The following is a 20,056-nucleotide window of genomic DNA, read 5'->3' on the forward strand; positions in this document are numbered from 1 at the left end:
CTTCTTCCGGGGTCTTCGGAACGTGCTGTTCAAGGCTGCGTATTCTGCCTACACTAGTAGGGACTTTCTTGATTAGAGCTTGATGTGTTCCCCATGGCTAAGAGGATTAAGGTAAAAGCAATTCCAGCGGAGGAAATCCACGAAGACTCCTGGGGGAAAAGCAACAGCTGAGATCCCGCAGGAAGCTGAAGCGTTGCCCTAGGTGCGCGAAGTGTATTTCCGAAGCGGTATCTTAGCATTTAATCCTTTCCACATTACTTTGCATTTTATATCAACTACAAAATAGGAAAATTTAAACGATATTGCTGAAGATAGGGGGGAGGTTAACAAAAAAGGGGCTCCCTAAAATTAAAGGGAGCCCCAATATCATTGTTAATACCTTTCTTTCAGTTCTGGCAATGTAACTGTCTGAGTTACATTGTCTTCTGTCATATCATAAACTTTCATTTGGTCTAGTGAGAATGTGTACAATGTGTCGCCGACTGATACCATCCGTTTGACCTCAGATTCCCATTTTGGGTGTTGCATTTGTTTCATATTCTCTTGATGTGTAATACTATCTTTAACCTTGATGCCATTTTCAGGTGTTATGTTGTATAGAAAGGCTCCTTCATAAACCAGTGATTGCTCTTCATAGGTTGCATCCCCTTTATGAACTGTTTTCGTCTCAAACAGTGTTGCTGGAAATCCGAAAATGTTTTTCTTAGGATGCTTATATAATGCATTATGGTTATGGTTGAGCTCCGTGTAGGAGTGTCCCTGGCCAATAATCTCACTATATTTTTCCTTAGGATCTGTTGGGTCAGTTACATCAAATACTGATATTTTCAGTCCGTTAATTCTGACTCGCGGTTCACGTCCATCCTCTGTTTCAACTAACTTCGTATTTTGACCGAAACCAATTACATGGTTATCATCTAATGGATGCAAGTAGTTGCTGAATCCTGGTATTTTCAATTTGCCTAGAACGGTTGGTTTTTCGGGATTCTTTAAATCGATAACAAAAAGCGGATCAACTTGTTTAAATGTTACCATATATGCAACTTCATCCATGAATCGAACGCTGTAGATTCGCTCACCCTCGGCTAATCCTTCCAATTTTCCTATCGAGTTCATTTGCAAATCGAACGTATACAGGTTATTGGTAGAAGGTTCTTTTTCATTCCACATATCTCCCTTTGTTGTTGCAACACGAAATGTTTCGTTACGTTCGTCCATGGCAAACTGGTTAATTAGCGTACCATTAACAATGGTTGAGGCGTTATAGGTTATTTTCCCGCTATCAATTTTAAATTGATTGATTTCTGTATTTGCTGGTGGTCTGGCGATAGCAATATCAGCTGTACTGTTACTAGTACTTGCATCATTTTTCTGGTAGTTGTATTTATTTACTGCAATATAGATATGTTTTTTAGACATATACATTTGATTGGAAGCGCCAAGGTAGGATTCCATAGTTATTTCTTTATCCATATTGTCTAAGTCAATTGACCCTAACAGCAGAAAATTCTCATCCTGACTTTCAGGGAAAAAGTACATGGAATCAAAACTTAATGGCTTAGCTTTATTACTAATGGCTGTATCTTTAATAAATGGCCGCATCTCAGTATCTTTAGCACCTTCTTCAAGAATACGGTAAGGAGGATGCTGATTTGCAATTAAATACATGTGTCCATCCATTAGCCTGGAGGCTGTAAGGGAACCTTCGAATGATACTTCACGAACCTGTTTTGGATTACCTTTATCTGAAACATCGTAAATCAATACGGAAGTTTGCATACGGTGGCTCGGAAAGCTTTCGATGCTACTAGATTTGGCGGATTGCTGTTCCCTAATTGGTTTTGATTTGTGTCCAATCACAATCAGTTTTTCATTGTATAAATAAAGTTCAGATGGACGAAAATTTTTCTGGGAAATTGTGCTTAATACGTTACTATTATCTTTATTAGCGCTGGTTATTACAACATCAGATTCTCTGGCAAAATACACAAACTCACCATCTGTTTTGATAAGATCCCCTTCATCAATACCACCAACTTGAACATTTGTAGTAGAGGCCTTTTCACCACTACTTGCTGTATCCATTGCTGCATCTCCACTGGAACTTTCTTCTGTTGCGCTATCATTTTGCTGTACGGTCATTTCTTTTCGTTGTTCCATCCGTTCGTTAAGTAATGTCATGAGTTGTTCATTGTCTTTTATGTTTGGTACTTCTGCTACAGCAGTGAAAGAGTGTGTAAATGTATTGTCCAATTTGCTGCCTGCAATTGTTTCAACATCATCTGAAACGGTTATCATGTACGTATGGTCAATGTTATACCCGTCATTTGGTGCTTCTAGTGTCAACACCGTATTATCTGGATTCCATTTAAATGAAACGTCAACCTGCTCATTGCTGTTGTTCACAACTGTTACTGTTTCGCTTGTAAAGGTATCGGGATTCATTTTTTTAGTAAAATGAATGGTCCAATCCTTAAACGTAGGTGCATAGCTTGATTTGGAAGGAATATTAGCAGTTATTGTGTTGGAAAAGAAAATAAATGCTACTGCAATAATAACAACCAGACTTGAACCAATTATCCACCAGATTTTCTTTTTCATCATTAAGTCACCTCATAAATTATTATTTCGTCTTTAATTTGTTAGACGACAGAAGGGGAATAATGTTACAAATGTATTACAGGAAAATGGAAAAGGTTTCTTATGTGATCCAATTTCATCTTCAAAAATAAAACCGATTAGTAAATGTGCTAGGCCTGTTGATTTCCCCTGCAGGCGGACGCTTTCCGAGGTCATGAGCGCTGTCCGCAGTAAAAATCAACGATAGTAGTACTTCGCATTCACGAAAGCTGATATTAGTTCGCAATTGATTTAACTACTAATACGTTATATCTTTAGATAAAAAAATACCGACCCACTTTTGGATCAGTATTTATAGTTATTATTTAAGAAGAAAATTGCGATTGTTCCTGGACCTGCGTGAGATCCGATAGCTGAACCGACCATTTCAATTACAATATTGCGAGCGCCGAATTTTTCTTTAAACATTTCAGCATATTTTTCTGCTGTCTCCAAGTCGTCGCCATGACTGATGCCAATCGTTTGGTTTGTGAAGTCAGTTCCGCGTTCCTCCATAATTTCAAGCATACGGTTCAATAATTTTTTTGAACCTCTTATTTTTTCGAGAGGGACAAGCTTTCCATTCTCGACATGCAGAATTGGTTTGATTTTTAGGAGCGTACCAACAAATGCTGCTGTTTTGCTTACACGACCACCGCGATAAAGGTATTCCAAATCATCAACAGTAAAAATATGTTCCATATGTTTTGCATGATATGTAATAGTATCGATGATTTCATCAACACTTGTGCTTTCGCTAGCAAGCTGGGCGGCACGGAGGACGATTAGTCCAAGTCCGATTGATACACATTTTGTATCAATAACGTGAATTGATGCATCAGGGTATGTTTCCTTAACTTCCTTTTCCATCATTTTTGCTGTCTGATATGTACCAGATAACTCGGAAGATAATGCAGGGTAAATTAATGTTTGGTTTGATTCAGCGTACGATGTGAAAATAGTTTTAAAGGTTTGTGGAGAAACTTGAGATGTCTTGGGACTTTTTCCTTCTCGCATTGCATCATAGATTGTTTTAGGCTTTATTTCTTTACCATCTGCATATTCTTTCTCATCTAAGTGAACCGTTAGTGATACCATTTCGATGTCATATTCGTTATAATGTTCGTTTGAGAGATCACATGCTGAGTCTGCTAAAATTTTAATACTCATTTCAATCACCTCATTATTGTTAAGTACTTGTATCTATTTAAGTTTAAAGCTATATAGAAAGATAGTCAAAGTATATTTGTATGAAATGTAAAAATAATGATAAAATTAATCGAGGCTGATAGCAGCAGGGAGGTTAGCTATGTTTTTATTTGAAGCAAGACGAATTATTATTGTTATATTCGGTGCCATGCTGAATGCAATGTCACTAAACTTCTTCTTAATAGGAGCAAATGTTTATGCAAGTGGCTTTACAGGTGCTGCGCAGCTTATTTCCAGTGTGTTTAATGATTTTCTGGGAATCGGCATAAGTACAGGTATTCTATTATTCATATTAAATATTCCAGTTGCCATATTAGGCTGGCATAAGGTCGGTAAAGGTTTTACTGTTTATAGTGGTATTTCTGTTGTCTTCACTACACTATTTTTAGAACTCTTGCCTATAGTGACGTTTTCAGAAGATATTATACTTAATGCGGTTTTTGGTGGGGTTATAGCCGGAACTGGTGTTGGAATCACATTGAAGCTTGGTGCTTCAACAGGTGGTATGGATATTGTAGCAATGGTTTTATCCCGTATGAAAGACAGACCAATTGGGACTTACTTTCTGGTGTTAAACTCAATAATTATCGCAATGGCTGGGTTCCTTTATGAACCTGAGAACGCACTGTATACATTGTTGACACTGTATGTCACAACACGTGTAATTGATGCAATCCATACTCGTCACGAGAAATTGACAGCAATGATTATTACACATAAAGCTGATGAACTGCAAAAAGCAATTCATGATACAATGGTGCGTGGAATTACGATAATTCCAGCTAAAGGAGCGTACACGAAAGAAGACAAAAACATGATGTACCTTGTTATAACACGGTATGAATTATATGATTTGGAACGAATAATCGGTGAAGTAGATCCGAATGCATTTACAAATATCGTTCAGACAACAGGAATATTTGGCTTCTTCAGACGTGATAACTAAAACGAGTTAATATAAGGGGTAATTTTAAATGAAAAAATTAATCATCATGCTATTCTGTGCACTTATTTTGGTAGCATGCAGCAGTGAAGATGGAGCAGATTCCAAATCAGCTAATAAGAATAGTGAAGAAGAATCAAACACCGAATCAAAAGGTGATAAGACTGAAGAAGCTGATGAAAGTGCAGCGGTTCAATTCAGGAATGTTGGCATGGAAATTAAGGGAAGTACGATTCAGCTTTCGGGTGAAGCAAAAGCTAAAGATGATACTTTTTTCTATAAATTTGAACAGGGGGATACGAAAATTGTAAAGGAAACTTCTGTTAAACTTGAAAAAAATGAGCAAGGATGGGGGAGTTTTCAGCTGGAACTAGAACTTACCCAAAAGGTGAGAGAAGCACAAGTAATGCCGGTTATTACGCTATATGATAAAAAAGAAGATGGAACAATAGTAAATAAAAATTATTTTCCTGTCGATTTAAGAAATCTGTAATATCATCAATAATAAAATCAGAGGTACAAATCAGTTATGATTTGTACCTCTGTGTTTTACATATCGCCTATGTAATTTTAATAGCCATGTTTTTCAAATACTTCTTTAACCCTTGCTTCCAGTTGATCCCATTCTGCATCAAACATTTTATTGATTGTAATGAAGTTTTGATATCCAAAAACATTATCGACACCTTCAAGCTGCATCATATCATTTAAAATTTCATGCTCGCTAGTATCTCCAGGCATTACAGAAATACTGCTGTCTCCCTGAAATATAAGATTGTCCGTTGTAAATTTCAGTGCATTTGGATTTGGCGTAGCTTCAGCTCTTACTCCCATTGATAATTACCTCCCTAGTTAGTACCTACATGTTTATATTTTAGCAGAAATTTTATTTGGAAAAAAGGAAAACACCCTTACCATATTTTAAAATGGTAAGGATGTTTTATTTGCACGTTATAATCCCTCATCATCAGAAAAATGATTTGAAAATCAGTAACGCACATATTTGTTGCATTGCTCAGACACCAAATGGATAATCGGTCATCTTCGCCTTTCTTAATGGAGGTTAACTTAACTGATTGTGTTGACGTAATTTCTGCTCAAGTTGCTGTAATTGCTGTTGCTCTTCAGGAGAACTTTCGGCTTTGGCTGATTGTATGGCGTTTTGTGCAGCCTGTTTATCCTGTTGGTTTGCTGCTCCTCCTTGAGCATTGGTTATGCGGTTAACGGCAGTTTTAGCTTGTTGAAATAGGTTGTTTTCCATCTAAAACCCTCCTACTGTGTGGCTGTCCGCTTCCTCACGCTTCCGTTCAACATCGCTGAATCGTGATCGGTAAGGAAATCGTTCATCATGTTTTTTAACAGAATCAGCACTGTGTTGACTGAATCGCCTTGATTTGTTACGTTTTCCCATCGGTGATTCCTCCTTAGAAAAACATGTTCATTCACCAGCAAACTGTGAATGGTGTTTATCTGTCTGGAAGTCAACTAAGAAAAAAGTAGTGAGCGCTTTGATGCGCTCACTACTAGTATGGTTCATTTCTTACTATATATTATAGGAAATTTTTAGAGGGCTTCTGTGGCTGAAGCTTCAAATAATCCTCAAGAAAAACGCCAATGCCATCTTGTTCATTAGTTGCCGTTACATGTCCTGCAATGGATTTTAATTCATCTATTGCATTTCCCATTGCAACACCTATACCTGCATAGTCAAGCATTTCCAAGTCATTATCTTCATCACCAAAAGCAATAATTTGCTCTTGTGGGATATGATAATAATGAGCAATTTTTTGAAGTCCTACTGCTTTATTCATTCCTTTTCGGACAATTTCAATGATGTTCCAAGGCGCACCCCATTTACGATGCTCGATAAGTTCAGCATGATAATCATCCAAATGGCTTCTTAATTCATGAATATGTTCTTCCTTTGGGTGAATTAGCAAGGATGTTGGATCTTCTTTCAGTTCATTTTTAATACTTCCAATTGTAAAAGGTGGATCCTGTTGTGTTGTTTGAAAAATGTCGATAATTTTTTCATCGTATTGATCAAGATAGACAGTATCCATAACTTCAGCTAAAAGGTTATTAACATTCAAATCATGGCATGCATCAATGATTTTATGAGCTGTTCTGATTGGCATCGGGCTATGCAATGCGTCCCACTTATGATCTGTTGGATGGTGGATTAATGCACCATTAAAATTAACCATTGGTGTATCCATGCCGAGCGCATGATAATAATTAATACTTGCACGGTGTGGTCTGCCGGTTGCTATAACGATAATATGCCCATCATTTTTTGCTTGTTGAAGTGTTTGCTGATTGCGGGTACTAATTTCTTTATCATCGGACAGGAGCGTTCCATCTAAATCTAATGCAATTAAGTGTCGTTTATTTTTCATAAGTTTTCACCTCATATTAATTTAGTTTATAAGTCATTTCCTAATATGTAAAGGATAATATTGCTTGTTGCTTGCATTTTACACAAATTTAATAATATGATGTTCAATATATGAAATAATATTAAATGAGAGGGTCCTGATAATGATTGGGATATTTCACCAAGAAATTAAATCCATACCATGTTTAGTTATTGTTGATTCAATAAAGGAAAAGGAACCATTACCAACACTTACATATTTCCACGGATTTACCAGTGCTAAAGAGCATAATCTTCCTTTGGCTTACCTGTTGGCAGAAGAAGGTTACCGCGTTATTCTTCCTGACAGTATGTATCATGGGGAACGCGAGGCAGAGATTTCCTCAATTAAAAAGCAAATCTCCTTTTGGGATATCGTTATGCAAAATGTAAATGAATTAAAAGTTATAAAAGATGGATTAGATGAAGAAAACTTAATTTTGGATAATCGGTTTGGTATTGCCGGCACCAGTATGGGCGGAATTACAACGGCCGCTGCTTTGACACAATTTCCATGGGTTAAAGCTGCTGGGGTATTAATGGGATCACCCAAAATAACAACTTATGCAAAAACGCTCGTAAACAGCTTTAAAAAAATGGGTGATTTACCAGTAACAGACGAAATGATTGATAAGCTCTACGAACAGTTGCAGCATTATGATTTATCGAATCATGCAGAGAAACTCAAGGAGCGCCCTTTGCTATTCTGGCATGGGGAAAATGATTCTGTCGTACCATTTGATCATTCATATACATTTTTTGAGGATGCAAAGCAGTATTATACCAACCAGGAGAATATTCAGTTTCTAAAAGAGACAAACGCTGGTCATAAAGTAAGTCGCTATGCAATACTCGAAACTGTAAAATGGTTTATAAAACATCTCTAGTGTGAGTTATATCATTTAAAAATTACCGAAAATATGTTTAAATAAAGGTAGTATAATGAAGGAGGTTATTAGTTATGGACGAAGCTCTGAAGGAAAATATGATGGGCGCACTTGAGAATGTAATTGACCCTGAGCTAGGCATTGACATTGTTAATCTTGGGCTAATATATGATGTGGACTTAAATGATGAAGGTATCTGTGATGTTACGATGACATTAACAGCTATGGGTTGTCCATTGGCTGCACATATTGAACAAGATGTTAAACATGCACTATCAGATATTCCTGAGGTTAAAGAGATTAATGTTAATATCGTATGGAATCCGCCATGGGGAAAAGATAAAATGTCACGTTATGCAAAGATTGCACTTGGAGTTCCAGATTGATTTTTAATTACAAGGTTGGTTCATATGAAATGAATCGGCCTTTTTTTATATAGTTGTACTTATGCAGAATGAAAGTATACTTACTTTTTAGAAAATTTTCTTTTATGACGTTTTCACTCGTTCTGATGATGGTGGAGTTGTTTGAATCGTTCCGGCAGAATACTTCGCTTTCCATGGGCACGGCCTAACCTCCTCGTGACGCAAAGAACGCTTCTTCCGGGGTCTTCGGATACGTGCTGGTCCCATAGGAGTCTACGTATTATGCCTCCACTGGAAGAGGTTTTCTGATTAATGTGTAGTTATGGTCCATGAGTTCGTGGAGTAAATCTAAGCTGCGGAAAAAATACGCGACTCCCATGGACAGTGAGTGTTTTCTCGCAGCGTTGGATTAGCACTCACCCTATAAAGGGTGGAAGGAAATCAAGAAGAAGTTGCGTGACTGTTTACATCAACTGCGAAGGTTAAAATAGCAACAATACTTTCGAAAATGTCATTTATATAAAATGAGGTAACGTATGAAAATTTGTCAGATAGTTGGTTATAAAAATTCGGGGAAGACGACGGTAATGAACAGCTTAATCCGTTACTTTTCATCAAGTGAGATGAAAGTTGGTACACTGAAGCATCATGGACACGGTGGTGAGCCAGAGGTAGTGGATAATACCGATAGTACGACGCATATTGAATCCGGGTCATTGGTCAGTGGTGTACAGGGTGAGAATACAACCCAATTGACATTCGAAGTAAAAATGAATTTGGATAAGCTCATTCAGCTATATAGTAACCTTCCGATTGATTTACTTTTGATAGAAGGTTATAAAAATGCTTCCTATCCCAAAATTGTTTTGGTCAAAAATGAGCAGGATTTTTCGCATTTAAGTGATTTATCCAATATAATTGCAATAGGAACATGGGATGAAAAATTATTGAATAATAATAAGTTCCCCACGTTTAATATAAATAATCTTGATGCAAACATAGAACAACTAGCTGAATACGTAAGAAGGTGTTAAGATGGATAACAATTTTTGGATTACCAATAAGCCGATTCAAATAAATAATTGTATAGAGAAAGTGGTCCGTGCCGAAGCAGGAGCAGTTAATACGTTTATTGGTACAGTTCGCGAGTTTACCAAAGGCAAAAGAACATTATACTTGGAGTATCAGGCATATCAGGCAATGGCCGAAAAGAAATTAGCGCAAATTGGTGACGAAATAAATGATAAGTGGAATGATGCAGAGACAGCAATTGTTCACAGGATTGGCCACTTGGATATATCAGATATAGCGGTAGTGATTGCTGTATCGACACCGCATCGTAATGATTCTTTTGAAGCAAGCAGGTATGCAATTGAACGAATCAAGGAGATTGTTCCTATTTGGAAAAAAGAGCATTGGGAAGACGGTACAAAATGGGTAGGAGATCAGAAGGAACAGACGACATATATACCTTCCGAGGAGGAATTGCGAAATGATTGATGTGTTATTTTTTGCTGAGTTACAAGAGAATGTAGGAAACGAAAAAGTGTCTGTTGAAGCGGATGGAATTACCGTGACAGAGCTGAAAAACAATCTCTTATCAACGTATAAATTGGATACGCTGAACAATGCGATGGTAGCGATTAATGAAGAATACGCGAGGGAAAATAGCGTTGTAAATAGGGGGGATGTTGTCGCATTTATCCCGCCGGTAAGTGGTGGTTAAAAAAAGTATCGTTCGGCTCAATCTTTGCAGCCGTACGATACGCTATCAACCAATTCCAAGCATTTCTTTAGCACGATCACTCATTTTTACGGGTGACCAAGCTGGTTCCCATACAAGGTCAATTTTTATTTCACCAACACCTTCAACTTGACTGACACGATGCAGGACACCTGATTTTATACTGTCGTGCATTGGACATCCGGGAGTTGTTAGTGTCATTACAATTCTAATATTGTCATCAAAATCAACCTCGATTCCATAAATAAGTCCAAGGTCCATGATATTTATGCCAAGCTCCGGATCAATTACTTCAAATAAGGCAGCTCCAACTTTTTTATCCAATGACATGAAGAAAGTCTCCTTTCTGATTTTACTTAACAAGCACATGAATAATTGATAAAGCGTATAGCAGGGACGTAACTGTAAGCAGCCCCTGAAAAACAAATACTAAAAATCCGATATAAAGTAAGCCGCTTCCGGTAAGGCCAACAACACTGATTACAAATAATGTGAATAGAATGACGGCATGCTTTTCATTAATCATTTCTTTCAGTGTAGGTACCTTTTCTTTGCCAATCTTATCTGCGTATTTATGAGTCCACCACAGAAAAGGGAAGATTTTATACAGATAGCCAAGAATACTAAAAATGATCCAGCTCATAACATACAAAAATATCAGCCATCCCCAAACAGCAGATTCACGAACACCACTAACACTGAACGTGAAGGCAAGCATATGGACACCCAGTCCATTAAAAATAGCTAAAACAGAAAATGAAAATGGCTTATCTAACTTTTTCTTGAGCCGTTTAGCTAAGATTTCTTTTATATCAAGAACAAAAAAGAAAAAACCTGCTAAAAGTAAAAACCAGCCGATTGATTGTACTAGTGTATTTTCCATCCAGAATGAACTTATTAAGCTAATTAGGCCTGTAATATATGTGATGAATGCGGGTTTTGCCCATTTCATCGAATAACCATGTGACAAACTGAACATTGGAACAAGCTTATAGGAAAATCCAAAGATTAATAATGTGAACCATCCGGAAACTCCGAGGACAATATGAGATGATAAAATCGTCCCATGGCTGACGATACCACCAACCGTGATATTCCAGGCTAGTAAAAAGCCAGCAACGATTGTTAGGAAAAAGCTTGTAATCGCACCAATCACAAATAGTGTCATGGTGTTCTTTTTCTTTTGTTTAAAGATTGTTTTAGCCATTTGAATGATAAACATAATAATTCCTATAATGGCTACTATCCCACCGTATAATGCGTATTCAGGCATTAGTCCAAGTAATAAAGCAAATGCTGTTACACCAATTGCAGTTATCAGAAACTGAATAAAGCCAAATGTCTGACTCCAGATTGGTGTTATGAATGCAACAGGAACGAGCTGATACATCGCTCCCATTGCAATCATTACCGCATACCCTAAAAGCAAAAAGTGTCTCCCATCCAAATGTCTGGAATTCTGAATTGTCCCGTTGCCAGTATATCGTTATTAAGAAATAAAATTGTTTGTGAAATAACGAGTGCCGCTAGTGCATATAAGATAAAGGCTAGAGGCAATTTTATATTTGTGTCTGAATTCAGGCTTCCGCCAGGCATCATACTACTCACCAGATTTCGTGATTGTAATTTTAAAGCTTCCATCATCTTGCTCTTCCGTATCGTGCTGGTATCCGCGACCATTCAGTTCTTCATATAAAAATAATGGACGGCGGTCATTAATGATTGAAAATGATGCACCGTTTTCCATTTTATCCAGTGTCTTTAACGTACGCATCATGGGTTGAGGTGGTTCTAGGCCTCGATTATCAATAATCATTTTGTGACAGCCACCTTTCTTGTGTAGGTTACTTTCCAATGTTTTGACTCTACTTTTTCAACCACCTGGTCAAATCCCTTACGTCTTAATATTGCGTGCAGTGGAACAGGATTGAATGGTGCATGCAGGATAAGAGATTCTCCATCGTTTACTTCTTTGACAGCACCCATGATTTTATCGAAAGGTTCCTTCTTCATGCGCAAATCCTCGCGCATTCAAGTTCAATAACTTTTACATCTGTTTTCATGAAATCACCTCATGTTTTATTCTGAATCTACTATCATGATAATGATTTTCAATTAAAAAAGTAGTGACTTGTATCACGTTATGAAAAAATATTCGAGAAGAGTGTGAGCATCGACAAAAGGAGGGCGTGAATCAGCAGAAGGAGGGCGTGAATCAGCAGAAGGAGGGCGTGAATCAGCAGAAGGAGGGCGTGAATCAGCAGAAGAAGATCGTGAATCAGCAGAAGGAGAGCGTGAATCGCCAGAAGGAGAGCATGAATCAGCAGAAGAAGAGCGTGAATCAGCAGAAGGAGAGCGTGAATCAGCAGAAGGAGGGCGTGAATCGCCAGAAGGAGAGCGTGAATCAGCAGAAGAAGAGGGTGAATCAGCAGAAGAAGAGGGTGAATCAGCAGAAGGAGAGCGTTAATCAGCAGAAGGAGGGCGTGAATCGCCAGAAGGAGAGCGTGAATCAGCAGAAGGAGAGCGATAATCAGCAGAAGGAGAGCGTTAATCAGCAGAAGGAGGGCGTGAATCGCCAGAAGGAGAGCATGAATCGCCAGAAGGAGAGCGTGAATCAGCAGAAGGAGAGCGTGAATCAGCAGAAGGAGAGCGATAATCAGCAGAAGAAGTGCTCGAATCACCAGAAGAGTAAATTTTCAACAGACGAAAAGAGGTCATCCTCAATTTGGGATGACCTTTACTTAAAATAATTCTTCTTCCAATGCATCAGTATCTAGAACGAAAGATCCTGATTTATCAGTAGTTATCAGGCTTTGTTTCTTTAATTGTGTGAGTGTACGGCTGACGGTCTCACGACTGGAGCCTATCATGTTCGCAAGCTCGCGGTTTGTGAAATGGGTATTTATTTTTATCATTTCATCCTTAGTTTCTTTTCCATAATTTTTGGCAAGTCTTAAAAGCAACATAATAATTTGTTCATATGTGTTATGTAGAATTTTTTCTTCTAATCTATTTTGTAAATCCATAATTTTGTCACCTAATACACGGAAAAGCTTGATACAAATTTCCGGATGGGTAATAAGAAAATTCTCGAAGGTCTTAATAGGAATGTAAATTAAGATGGCATCCTCCAGAACTTCAGAGTGTGCTGGACAATCGTCTTGTCTAAAAAAGCCTTGGTGAGGAAACATATCCCCAGGCTGCAGAACGTTTACAATCTGTTCTTTACCATGAAAGTCAGTTTTATAAATCTTTACTTTGCCCTGATGAATAAAGTATACATTTGTCAATGGATCGCCTTGCATAAAAATATGTGTGCCATGACGGTACATGCGGTGTTTGGCTAAGTCAACAATTGGTTCCATTTCAAAGTCTGTTAGATCTTTAAATAATGGAACTTTTTGTAATAGTTCCTGGATGGATTGAGTATTCACAGTCATGCTCCTTTCTGCAAACTAACTCTTATATTAGTCCCACTTACATTCTAACACGTTATATGGCTATGTATAATTAGGAAATGTGAAAACTTTATGTGAGCGTGATAAATATCATAACAAGGTGTGTTCTCACTCACAACCTAGAGTAAAATTTACAGTTATGATGTAGTTGGTTAAAGGTTATCACAAATTCCAATTTAAGGGGGGAAATAAAATGAATGATACACAGTTTGCAGTGAAAATCCAAGCACCGGAAATAGAGCCAAGGTTTAGACATCAGAAAATATTTGAAGTGTTTGATGAGCTAAAGTCAGGAGAGTTTATGGAACTTTCAAATGATCATAATCCAAAGCCGCTTCATTATCAGTTCATGATTGAACGTGAAGATACATTTACCTGGGAATACCTAGAAGAAGGGCCATCATTATGGCGCGTAGCAATCGGTAAACAATAAATTTATTGAGCCCTTGGTGATTATTCCAAGGGTTTTAATGTTGTCGATATTATGACAGTTGCAGATTAGTGAAAAATATCACATCCAATTGCAGAAAAAATAGATAAGCTTTATGCAGCAATCATTTTAGGAGGGGTAACATGTTTTCACAAGACTATAATGAAAACCCGTTTATCGTTATTTGGGAATTGACACGTGCCTGTGAATTGAAATGTCTGCATTGCCGGGCAGAAGCACAATACCATCGGCACCCGTTAGAATTAACGTTTGAAGAAGGCAAAAAATTAATTGATGATATATATGAAATGAATAATCCGATGCTTGTTTTTACAGGTGGTGATCCATTGATGCGTCCGGATGTATTTGATATTGCTGAATATGCGGTAAAAAAAGGTGTGCGTGTTTCGATGACACCATCCGCGACACCGAATGTAACGAAAGAAGCAATGGAGAAGGCGAAAAACGTTGGGCTCGCAAGATGGGCATTTTCGATTGATGGGCATTGTGCAGAGGTTCATGATCATTTCCGCGGTACGTCAGGTTCGTTCGATTTAACGATGAATGCGATAAACTACTTACACGAGCTGGAAATGCCCCTCCAGATAAATACGGTAATTTCAAGATACAATGTCGACTACCTGGATGAAATGGCTAAGATGGTGGAGAGATTAGGCTGTGTGCTTTGGAGTGTATTTTTCCTTGTGCCAACTGGTCGTGGAAAAGAAAGTGATATGATTTCACCTGCTCAACATGAGAAAGTATTACGCTGGCTATATAAACTGTCAAAACGGGTTCCATACGACATAAAAACAACCGCAGCACAGCATTATCGTCGTGTTGTTATTCAAGGAAAAATGCGTGAGAATGAAGATCATGATGATGCAATTCGCTATGAGGACGCACTAATGAGCGGCAAAACAGGTCAAATTGACGGGCTTGGCCGTGCACCTAAAGGGGTCAATGATGGGAACGGATTTGTCTTTATTTCCCATACAGGTGATGTCCTTCCAAGTGGTTTGTTACCAATAAAAGCCGGAAATGTGCGCGAGACACCACTTGCAACGATTTATCGTGAGTCAGAGGTATTCCAAAACCTGCGTAGCCCCGATAAATATAAAGGTAAATGTGGGGTATGTGAGTTCCGCCATGTATGTGGCGGGTCAAGATCAAGGGCATATAACATTACCGGTGATTACATGGAGAGCGAGCCATATTGCGTTTATATTCCAAAAACAATGCGAAAAAAGAAGAAACAAGTTAACTAGACTTCAAAAACTTCTAGCAGGTGTATGGCTAGAAGTTTTTTCTTTTATGATGAAATTGAAAGGCATGTACTATTTTTATAATCGGCCGGGCGATCAACTGAGCACTTCCTATGATAAATAAAATGGCACCTGCAGTTTTTAAAGGTTCAAAAAGAAAAAACACACTTCCAATCAAGAACCAAAGTCCAAGTGTGAAGTCATTCAACAAACTGATCAATCGATATTTTTTGTTAAATGATAGTTCATAGGTTCCGAGATGGATATCCAGGAAATTTTTTTCATCATTAATAAATGCCATAAAAAATCCCTCCACAGGGTTAAATTACCCAAATGGAGGGATTTACGAAACTTAATTATAGGAAAAGAATAACAAGAATTCCTACGATAAAGCAGTAGAACGCGAAATATTTTAGGTTTCCGCGTGCCATTACATTCATAAACCAGCGTAATGAATAATAGGAGGCAACAAGTGATGCTGCAAATGCCAGGATATAAGGTATCGCCAGTACGCTTATGTTACCATCTCCAAGGATTTCACCGGCAGACATAATCGTGATTCCTAAACTTACTGGAATATAAAGCAGGAATGAAAAACGTAAAGCTGTTTCTGATTTCATGCCAACAAGCATTGCTGCGACAATCGTTGCACCTGACCGGCTGATTCCTGGAATGAGAGCAACAGCTTGAGCTAAACCAACAATAATCGCGTCCTTTATGGTTATGTCACCATCATTCTTATTACCGCGTAAGTTACGAATGATCCATAAGGCGATACCTGTAATAAGCAACGTATACCCGATTACAGATACTTTGCTTAACTCACTTTCAATATAATCCTCAAATAATATTCCAAGAACACCAGTTGGAATCGTTGCAATAACGAGAAATAAGATAAATTGAAAATCACTTTTTGCAGCGTTATCTCTCGTTGTAATATACCGGATTCCATTTTCAACCAATCGATAGATATCTTTCCGGTAAATAATAAGTACGGCAAGAAGTGAGCCAAAGTTTACCAGTATTTCAAAAGAAAGTCCCTTTACTGCGGTAACGCCAAAAAGCTCACGTAAAATAACAAGATGACCGCTAGATGAAATTGGGATTGGCTCCGTAAAACCTTGTACAAGGCCTAAAAAGAAATATTTTATTAATACCCAAAGCGAATTTATTACTTCCATTGTATTCCCTCCAAATGTTAAATGGATTTTCAACCAAGACGAGTCACCAACCTATAGGCCAATGAATAGTCTAGTTGGTGAGGAGGTTGAAAATATGAATCAGAATTACCAACATATGTACGATTTATGTAAGAATCATATGCATTCCTATGTACTGGTTGAAATGAATGATGGTGCCAAAGTAGATGGCATCATAACAGGTCTTGATGATGAATATGTATATGTTGCTGTTCCTTTAGGGCAAGGGGATGAGCAGCATGCAAATGCATATCCATACGGGAACCAGCGCCAATTTGGTTTCGGGTACGGGTACCCTGGTTACGGTTACGGATACCCTGGTTACGGATATGGTTATGGACGTCCAAGAAGATTCAGACGGCTCATCTTACCTTTGGCAGCACTTACGGCATTAAGCGTTTTACCCTGGTATTAAAACACAGAACCCTTGCCATTCATTACCTTGAAGGCAAGGGTACACACATAAGTGATTTAGCTGGTAAGCAAGAAAGGATTTACCCTTTCTTACTGCATAAGCTTACTAATATTTTTGTTCACTTTCGCCTTTTAAAGCACCTTCACCTAAAACACTAATAGCTACTGTAATAATCACGGCAAGTATAACTGTGTTCGTCAAGTTGAATGGGTTGCCAGCCATACTGCTTAAAACGTATGAAATAACACCACTAATTAAAAGTGCCCAAACTAATGGAAGTAGAAACCGCATAATTTACACCTCTTTTTTATTTACGACAAGTACTGATTCGTGAAACTTTCCTCATATAGTTTATCAAATCCACATAAAAAATAAAAGTATTAATTCGTTATGAAAGGGAGTTAAAGAATAAAGTGAAGGATGGATATTATGTTATTTTTGGTAGAGAATTGTTTTCAATGGATGGGCTTTCATCTTGTTAACTGCTTATTGGAAAATGGCTACAAAGTAGATGGACTGGATGATCTTTCCTCAGATAAAAAAGAACACCTGTCCATGTATGTCGGGAGGAATGCATCATTTCAGCATTTGTCGTCTTTAAAAAGAGGTACAACTTACGATAGATCAATTACCATCAAAGATAGTGAACTTGTATTAACAATGCAGCAGAATATAAGCCATAGAATTAAACTCCCAATACTTTTTGGTGAGTGGATGCCTATGAGAAAAGATGGAATGTACCATCAAAACACGTTCATTTCGTTTGATTCAGATATTTTTTTTAATGAGGCAATTTATATTGGAGACTTTATGAAAAGCCTTATCCAGTGGGTGAAGTCGTCCCAATTACCAGAAATTTTAGAGGTCAAATCAATAAATAATAAACAAAGTAAGGAGATAAAACTTGAAAATTCCGTCTATATTCGAAACAATATAACTATAGAAGAGAATCTGGAAATGGTTATAAAGCACTATGATAAGTTTAAAGAACTTTATTAATGCTTGAGAATGTGAAGCATTTAATATGTTTTATGTTTTAAAATAAGACAAGCTAACATTTGTCCGGATTGGAGTGCGAACGTTGAAAAATGTTTCGATAGTTACATTAACAGTTATTATAATTATGATTTTATCTGGTTGTTCGAATTATTTTAATCAAGGTAACTTACAGAAGGCTGGAATGCTTGTTGAAACGTCTATTCATGATCAGCCATGGAATAAAAAGGGATACCAGGGATTACTTGAAATCGAAGAGGAGTTTAATGTTGATGTATATTTCAAGGAAGGTGTACAAACGGAACAGGAAATTGCGAAGGCAGTCGATGAATTGGTTAACCAAGGAGTGAATCTTATCTTTGGTCACAGCAGTACATATGGGAAGTACTTTAAAGATATTTCTACGGCATATCCGGACGTTCATTTTGTATATTTTAATGGTGGTGAATTTGGCGAAGATTTGACAAGTCTTAACTTTAATTCACATGCCATGGGATTTTTTGGTGGGATGATTGCAGCTAGGATGACGGAAACAGGTAATGTAGGGGTTGTTGGAGCGTTTGAATGGCAGCCTGAGATAGAGGGTTTTTATGAAGGGGCAAAATACCAAAACCCTGAAGTTGAGGTACACTTAAATTATGTAAACAGCTGGAATAATAACACAGATATTGCGCTAAAGAAGTATGAACAAATGCAGAGCAATAATGTGGATGTTTTTTATCCAACTGGTGATACGTTTAGCGCTTCGATTATTAAACGTGCTAGTGAGGATGGACTTTATGCGATTGGGTATGTTACAGATCAATCTGATATCGCTGAAGAAACGGTTCTGACAAGTACCTTACAGCATGTTGAAAAATTATATGTCCTAACGGCAGAAAAATTCAATGAAGGAGAACTGCGTGGCGGCGTGTTGACGTTTGACTTTAAGGATGAAGTTATCTCCTTAGGGAAATATAACCCGGACGTCCCTGAGGAATTTAAGGATAAGATGAACGAAGCTGTTGAAGAATATAAAGAGACTGGACTATTACCAAATGAACAAGAGTCAGGTTAATTATTTTTCTTGCACATTGATTAAGAATGCATTAAAATTAGTACCAAGTCATAAGATTTGATATTAACATTAGTTATAAGGGGATGAAAATATGGATGTTGGTCTTTTAGGTACTGGACATTATGTCCCAACCAACGTAGTGACTAATCATGACATGGAAAAAATTGTTGATACTAATGATGAATGGATAAGAACAAGAACTGGAATTGAAGAACGCAGAATTGCGAGCGATGATATAAATACGTCAGACATGGCTTTTTTTGCTGCCCAGAATGCATTGCAAGAGTCGAATGTAAAGGCAGAAGATATTGATATGATACTTGTTGCAACGGTAACACCAGATACGCCATTTCCATCTGTATCGTGTATGATCCAGGATAGATTGGGAGCAAATAAAGCTGCGGCAATGGATATTAGTGCAGCTTGTTCAGGGTTTATGTATGGGGTAGTTACAGCTAAACAGTTTATCGAAACAAATGCCTATAAAAACATTTTAGTAGTGGGCGTCGAGAAACTTTCTAAAATTACCGATTGGTCAGACCGTAATACATGCGTACTGTTTGGTGATGGTGCTGGTGCTGCAGTAGTTGGACCAGTTTCAGAAGGTAAAGGAATTCTCTCATTTGAACTTGGAGCAGATGGTTCAGGCGGAAAAGAATTATACCAGAACGATGAAGATCACCTTATTATGAATGGTAGAGAAGTATTTAAATTTGCAGTGAGACAAATGCCGGATTCTTCGGTAAATGTCGTTGAAAAAGCTGGATACAATAAAGAAGATGTTGATTATTTAGTGCCGCACCAAGCAAATATTAGAATCATGGAAGCGGCTCGTGAAAAATTAGGTATTTCAGAGGATAAAATGGCAACTTCCGTTAAACGGTATGGAAATAATTCGTCTGCTTCTATTCCGATAGCTTTATCTGAAGGTGTGAAGAGTGGTAAGATAAAAGATGATGATTTAGTCGTTTTAGTTGGCTTTGGCGGAGGATTAACGTGGGGTGCAATTGCGCTTCGCTGGGGCAAATAACTTAGTTTACGTCATAGGAGGAA

Annotated in this window: 28 protein-coding genes; 14 read left to right on the plus strand and 14 right to left on the minus strand. The window is 37.7% G+C overall.

Annotated elements, in window-relative coordinates; translation table 11 throughout:
* Positions 1–372: 372 nt before the first annotated feature.
* Positions 373–2,604, minus strand: a complete 2,232-nt coding sequence (locus tag ACTWQM_RS06165) for a beta-propeller domain-containing protein (protein ID WP_443257307.1) — start codon at positions 2,602–2,604, stop codon at positions 373–375.
* Positions 2,605–2,925: 321 nt separating this feature from the next.
* Positions 2,926–3,789 carry a DegV family protein gene (locus tag ACTWQM_RS06170; protein WP_443257308.1) on the minus strand — a complete coding sequence of 288 codons (864 nt, stop codon included), beginning with the start codon at positions 3,787–3,789 and terminating at the stop codon, positions 2,926–2,928.
* A 139-nt stretch (positions 3,790–3,928) separates the two neighbouring features.
* Here ACTWQM_RS06170 and ACTWQM_RS06175 point away from each other — a divergent pair, with 139 nt between their 5' ends.
* On the plus strand, positions 3,929–4,774 hold the full coding sequence (locus ACTWQM_RS06175; protein WP_443257309.1) for a YitT family protein: 846 nt from the start codon (positions 3,929–3,931) through the stop codon (positions 4,772–4,774).
* A gap of 28 nt (positions 4,775–4,802) precedes the next feature.
* Positions 4,803–5,264, plus strand: a complete 462-nt coding sequence (locus ACTWQM_RS06180; protein WP_443257310.1) for a hypothetical protein — start codon at positions 4,803–4,805, stop codon at positions 5,262–5,264.
* A gap of 77 nt (positions 5,265–5,341) precedes the next feature.
* Here the strand turns inward: ACTWQM_RS06180 and ACTWQM_RS06185 are convergent, their stop codons facing one another.
* The 4 genes from ACTWQM_RS06185 to ACTWQM_RS06200 form a co-directional block, all read right to left on the minus strand.
* A complete protein-coding gene (locus ACTWQM_RS06185) occupies positions 5,342–5,605 on the minus strand; it encodes a NifU N-terminal domain-containing protein (RefSeq protein ID WP_443257311.1) in 264 nt (87 codons plus the stop codon).
* A 229-nt stretch (positions 5,606–5,834) separates the two neighbouring features.
* The gene (locus ACTWQM_RS06190) at positions 5,835–6,032 is read right to left on the minus strand and encodes a DUF3813 family protein (RefSeq protein ID WP_443257312.1); all 198 of its coding nucleotides are present in this window, start codon (positions 6,030–6,032) and stop codon (positions 5,835–5,837) included.
* Entirely contained in the window at positions 6,033–6,182 is a 150-nt protein-coding gene (locus tag ACTWQM_RS06195) for a hypothetical protein (protein ID WP_175476774.1), read from the minus strand. It lies immediately after the preceding gene.
* Positions 6,183–6,321: 139 nt separating this feature from the next.
* The gene (locus tag ACTWQM_RS06200) at positions 6,322–7,170 is read right to left on the minus strand and encodes a Cof-type HAD-IIB family hydrolase (protein WP_443257313.1); all 849 of its coding nucleotides are present in this window, start codon (positions 7,168–7,170) and stop codon (positions 6,322–6,324) included.
* A 142-nt stretch (positions 7,171–7,312) separates the two neighbouring features.
* Between ACTWQM_RS06200 and ACTWQM_RS06205 the strand changes: the two genes are divergently transcribed.
* The 5 genes from ACTWQM_RS06205 to moaD all read left to right on the plus strand — a co-directional run bounded on the left by ACTWQM_RS06205 (position 7,313) and on the right by moaD (position 10,165).
* Positions 7,313–8,074 (plus strand): alpha/beta fold hydrolase, encoded by a 762-nt coding sequence (locus ACTWQM_RS06205; protein WP_443257314.1) that lies wholly within the window; start codon positions 7,313–7,315, stop codon positions 8,072–8,074.
* 74 nt (positions 8,075–8,148) lie between these two features.
* Positions 8,149–8,460, plus strand: a complete 312-nt coding sequence (locus ACTWQM_RS06210) for a metal-sulfur cluster assembly factor (RefSeq protein ID WP_209478912.1) — start codon at positions 8,149–8,151, stop codon at positions 8,458–8,460.
* 515 nt (positions 8,461–8,975) lie between these two features.
* On the plus strand, positions 8,976–9,473 hold the full coding sequence (gene mobB, locus ACTWQM_RS06215; RefSeq protein ID WP_443257315.1) for a molybdopterin-guanine dinucleotide biosynthesis protein B: 498 nt from the start codon (positions 8,976–8,978) through the stop codon (positions 9,471–9,473).
* Position 9,474: 1 nt separating this feature from the next.
* Positions 9,475–9,939 (plus strand): molybdenum cofactor biosynthesis protein MoaE, encoded by a 465-nt coding sequence (locus tag ACTWQM_RS06220; RefSeq protein ID WP_443257316.1) that lies wholly within the window; start codon positions 9,475–9,477, stop codon positions 9,937–9,939.
* Complete coding sequence (gene moaD, locus ACTWQM_RS06225; RefSeq protein WP_443257317.1) at positions 9,932–10,165, plus strand: molybdopterin converting factor subunit 1; 234 nt, start codon at positions 9,932–9,934, stop codon at positions 10,163–10,165. Before ACTWQM_RS06220 ends, moaD begins: the two co-directional genes overlap by 8 nt.
* Before the next feature lie 45 nt (positions 10,166–10,210).
* Here the strand turns inward: moaD and ACTWQM_RS06230 are convergent, their stop codons facing one another.
* The 4 genes from ACTWQM_RS06230 to ACTWQM_RS06245 form a co-directional block, all read right to left on the minus strand.
* On the minus strand, positions 10,211–10,513 hold the full coding sequence (locus tag ACTWQM_RS06230; protein WP_443257318.1) for a metal-sulfur cluster assembly factor: 303 nt from the start codon (positions 10,511–10,513) through the stop codon (positions 10,211–10,213).
* Positions 10,514–10,535: 22 nt separating this feature from the next.
* Entirely contained in the window at positions 10,536–11,612 is a 1,077-nt protein-coding gene (locus ACTWQM_RS06235) for a hypothetical protein (RefSeq protein ID WP_443257319.1), read from the minus strand.
* A 171-nt stretch (positions 11,613–11,783) separates the two neighbouring features.
* Entirely contained in the window at positions 11,784–11,999 is a 216-nt protein-coding gene (locus tag ACTWQM_RS06240) for a DUF2249 domain-containing protein (RefSeq protein ID WP_443257320.1), read from the minus strand.
* A complete protein-coding gene (locus ACTWQM_RS06245) occupies positions 11,996–12,196 on the minus strand; it encodes a DUF2249 domain-containing protein (protein WP_443257321.1) in 201 nt (66 codons plus the stop codon). Before ACTWQM_RS06245 ends, ACTWQM_RS06240 begins: the two co-directional genes overlap by 4 nt.
* Positions 12,197–12,372: 176 nt before the next feature.
* Between ACTWQM_RS06245 and ACTWQM_RS06250 the strand changes: the two genes are divergently transcribed.
* The gene (locus tag ACTWQM_RS06250; RefSeq protein WP_443257322.1) at positions 12,373–12,933 is read left to right on the plus strand and encodes a hypothetical protein; all 561 of its coding nucleotides are present in this window, start codon (positions 12,373–12,375) and stop codon (positions 12,931–12,933) included.
* On the opposite strand, the gene ACTWQM_RS06255 is transcribed toward ACTWQM_RS06250, so the two are convergent.
* On the minus strand, positions 12,925–13,623 hold the full coding sequence (locus tag ACTWQM_RS06255; protein ID WP_443257323.1) for a Crp/Fnr family transcriptional regulator: 699 nt from the start codon (positions 13,621–13,623) through the stop codon (positions 12,925–12,927). The genes ACTWQM_RS06250 and ACTWQM_RS06255 overlap by 9 nt on opposite strands.
* Positions 13,624–13,834: 211 nt before the next feature.
* Between ACTWQM_RS06255 and ACTWQM_RS06260 the strand changes: the two genes are divergently transcribed.
* Positions 13,835–14,074, plus strand: coding sequence for a DUF2249 domain-containing protein (locus tag ACTWQM_RS06260; RefSeq protein ID WP_443257324.1), 240 nt, complete (start codon positions 13,835–13,837; stop codon positions 14,072–14,074).
* A 140-nt stretch (positions 14,075–14,214) separates the two neighbouring features.
* A complete protein-coding gene (locus ACTWQM_RS06265) occupies positions 14,215–15,339 on the plus strand; it encodes a TIGR04053 family radical SAM/SPASM domain-containing protein (RefSeq protein WP_443257325.1) in 1,125 nt (374 codons plus the stop codon).
* 28 nt (positions 15,340–15,367) lie between these two features.
* On the opposite strand, the gene ACTWQM_RS06270 is transcribed toward ACTWQM_RS06265, so the two are convergent.
* Positions 15,368–15,637: a YrhK family protein gene (locus ACTWQM_RS06270; protein ID WP_443257326.1), complete on the minus strand. Its 270-nt coding sequence runs from the start codon at positions 15,635–15,637 to the stop codon at positions 15,368–15,370.
* Positions 15,638–15,692: 55 nt separating this feature from the next.
* On the minus strand, positions 15,693–16,517 hold the full coding sequence (locus tag ACTWQM_RS06275) for an undecaprenyl-diphosphate phosphatase (RefSeq protein WP_443257327.1): 825 nt from the start codon (positions 16,515–16,517) through the stop codon (positions 15,693–15,695).
* Between the two features lie 94 nt (positions 16,518–16,611).
* On the opposite strand from ACTWQM_RS06275, the gene ACTWQM_RS06280 reads away from it, so the two are divergent.
* Complete coding sequence (locus ACTWQM_RS06280; protein WP_443257328.1) at positions 16,612–16,950, plus strand: hypothetical protein; 339 nt, start codon at positions 16,612–16,614, stop codon at positions 16,948–16,950.
* Positions 16,951–17,055: 105 nt separating this feature from the next.
* Here ACTWQM_RS06280 and ACTWQM_RS06285 read toward each other — a convergent pair whose 3' ends face one another.
* Entirely contained in the window at positions 17,056–17,241 is a 186-nt protein-coding gene (locus tag ACTWQM_RS06285) for a YjzD family protein (protein WP_443257329.1), read from the minus strand.
* A gap of 138 nt (positions 17,242–17,379) precedes the next feature.
* On the opposite strand from ACTWQM_RS06285, the gene ACTWQM_RS06290 reads away from it, so the two are divergent.
* From ACTWQM_RS06290 to ACTWQM_RS06300, 3 genes are all read left to right on the plus strand, one after another.
* The gene (locus ACTWQM_RS06290) at positions 17,380–17,949 is read left to right on the plus strand and encodes a hypothetical protein (RefSeq protein ID WP_443257330.1); all 570 of its coding nucleotides are present in this window, start codon (positions 17,380–17,382) and stop codon (positions 17,947–17,949) included.
* A gap of 73 nt (positions 17,950–18,022) precedes the next feature.
* Positions 18,023–19,003, plus strand: a complete 981-nt coding sequence (locus ACTWQM_RS06295; protein ID WP_443257331.1) for a BMP family ABC transporter substrate-binding protein — start codon at positions 18,023–18,025, stop codon at positions 19,001–19,003.
* A gap of 91 nt (positions 19,004–19,094) precedes the next feature.
* Positions 19,095–20,033 (plus strand): beta-ketoacyl-ACP synthase III, encoded by a 939-nt coding sequence (locus ACTWQM_RS06300; protein WP_443257332.1) that lies wholly within the window; start codon positions 19,095–19,097, stop codon positions 20,031–20,033.
* Positions 20,034–20,056 lie beyond the last annotated feature (23 nt).

Origin of the sequence: Virgibacillus sp. L01, from assembly GCF_052246775.1 — a bacterium.
Lineage (GTDB): Bacteria > Bacillota > Bacilli > Bacillales > Amphibacillaceae > Lentibacillus.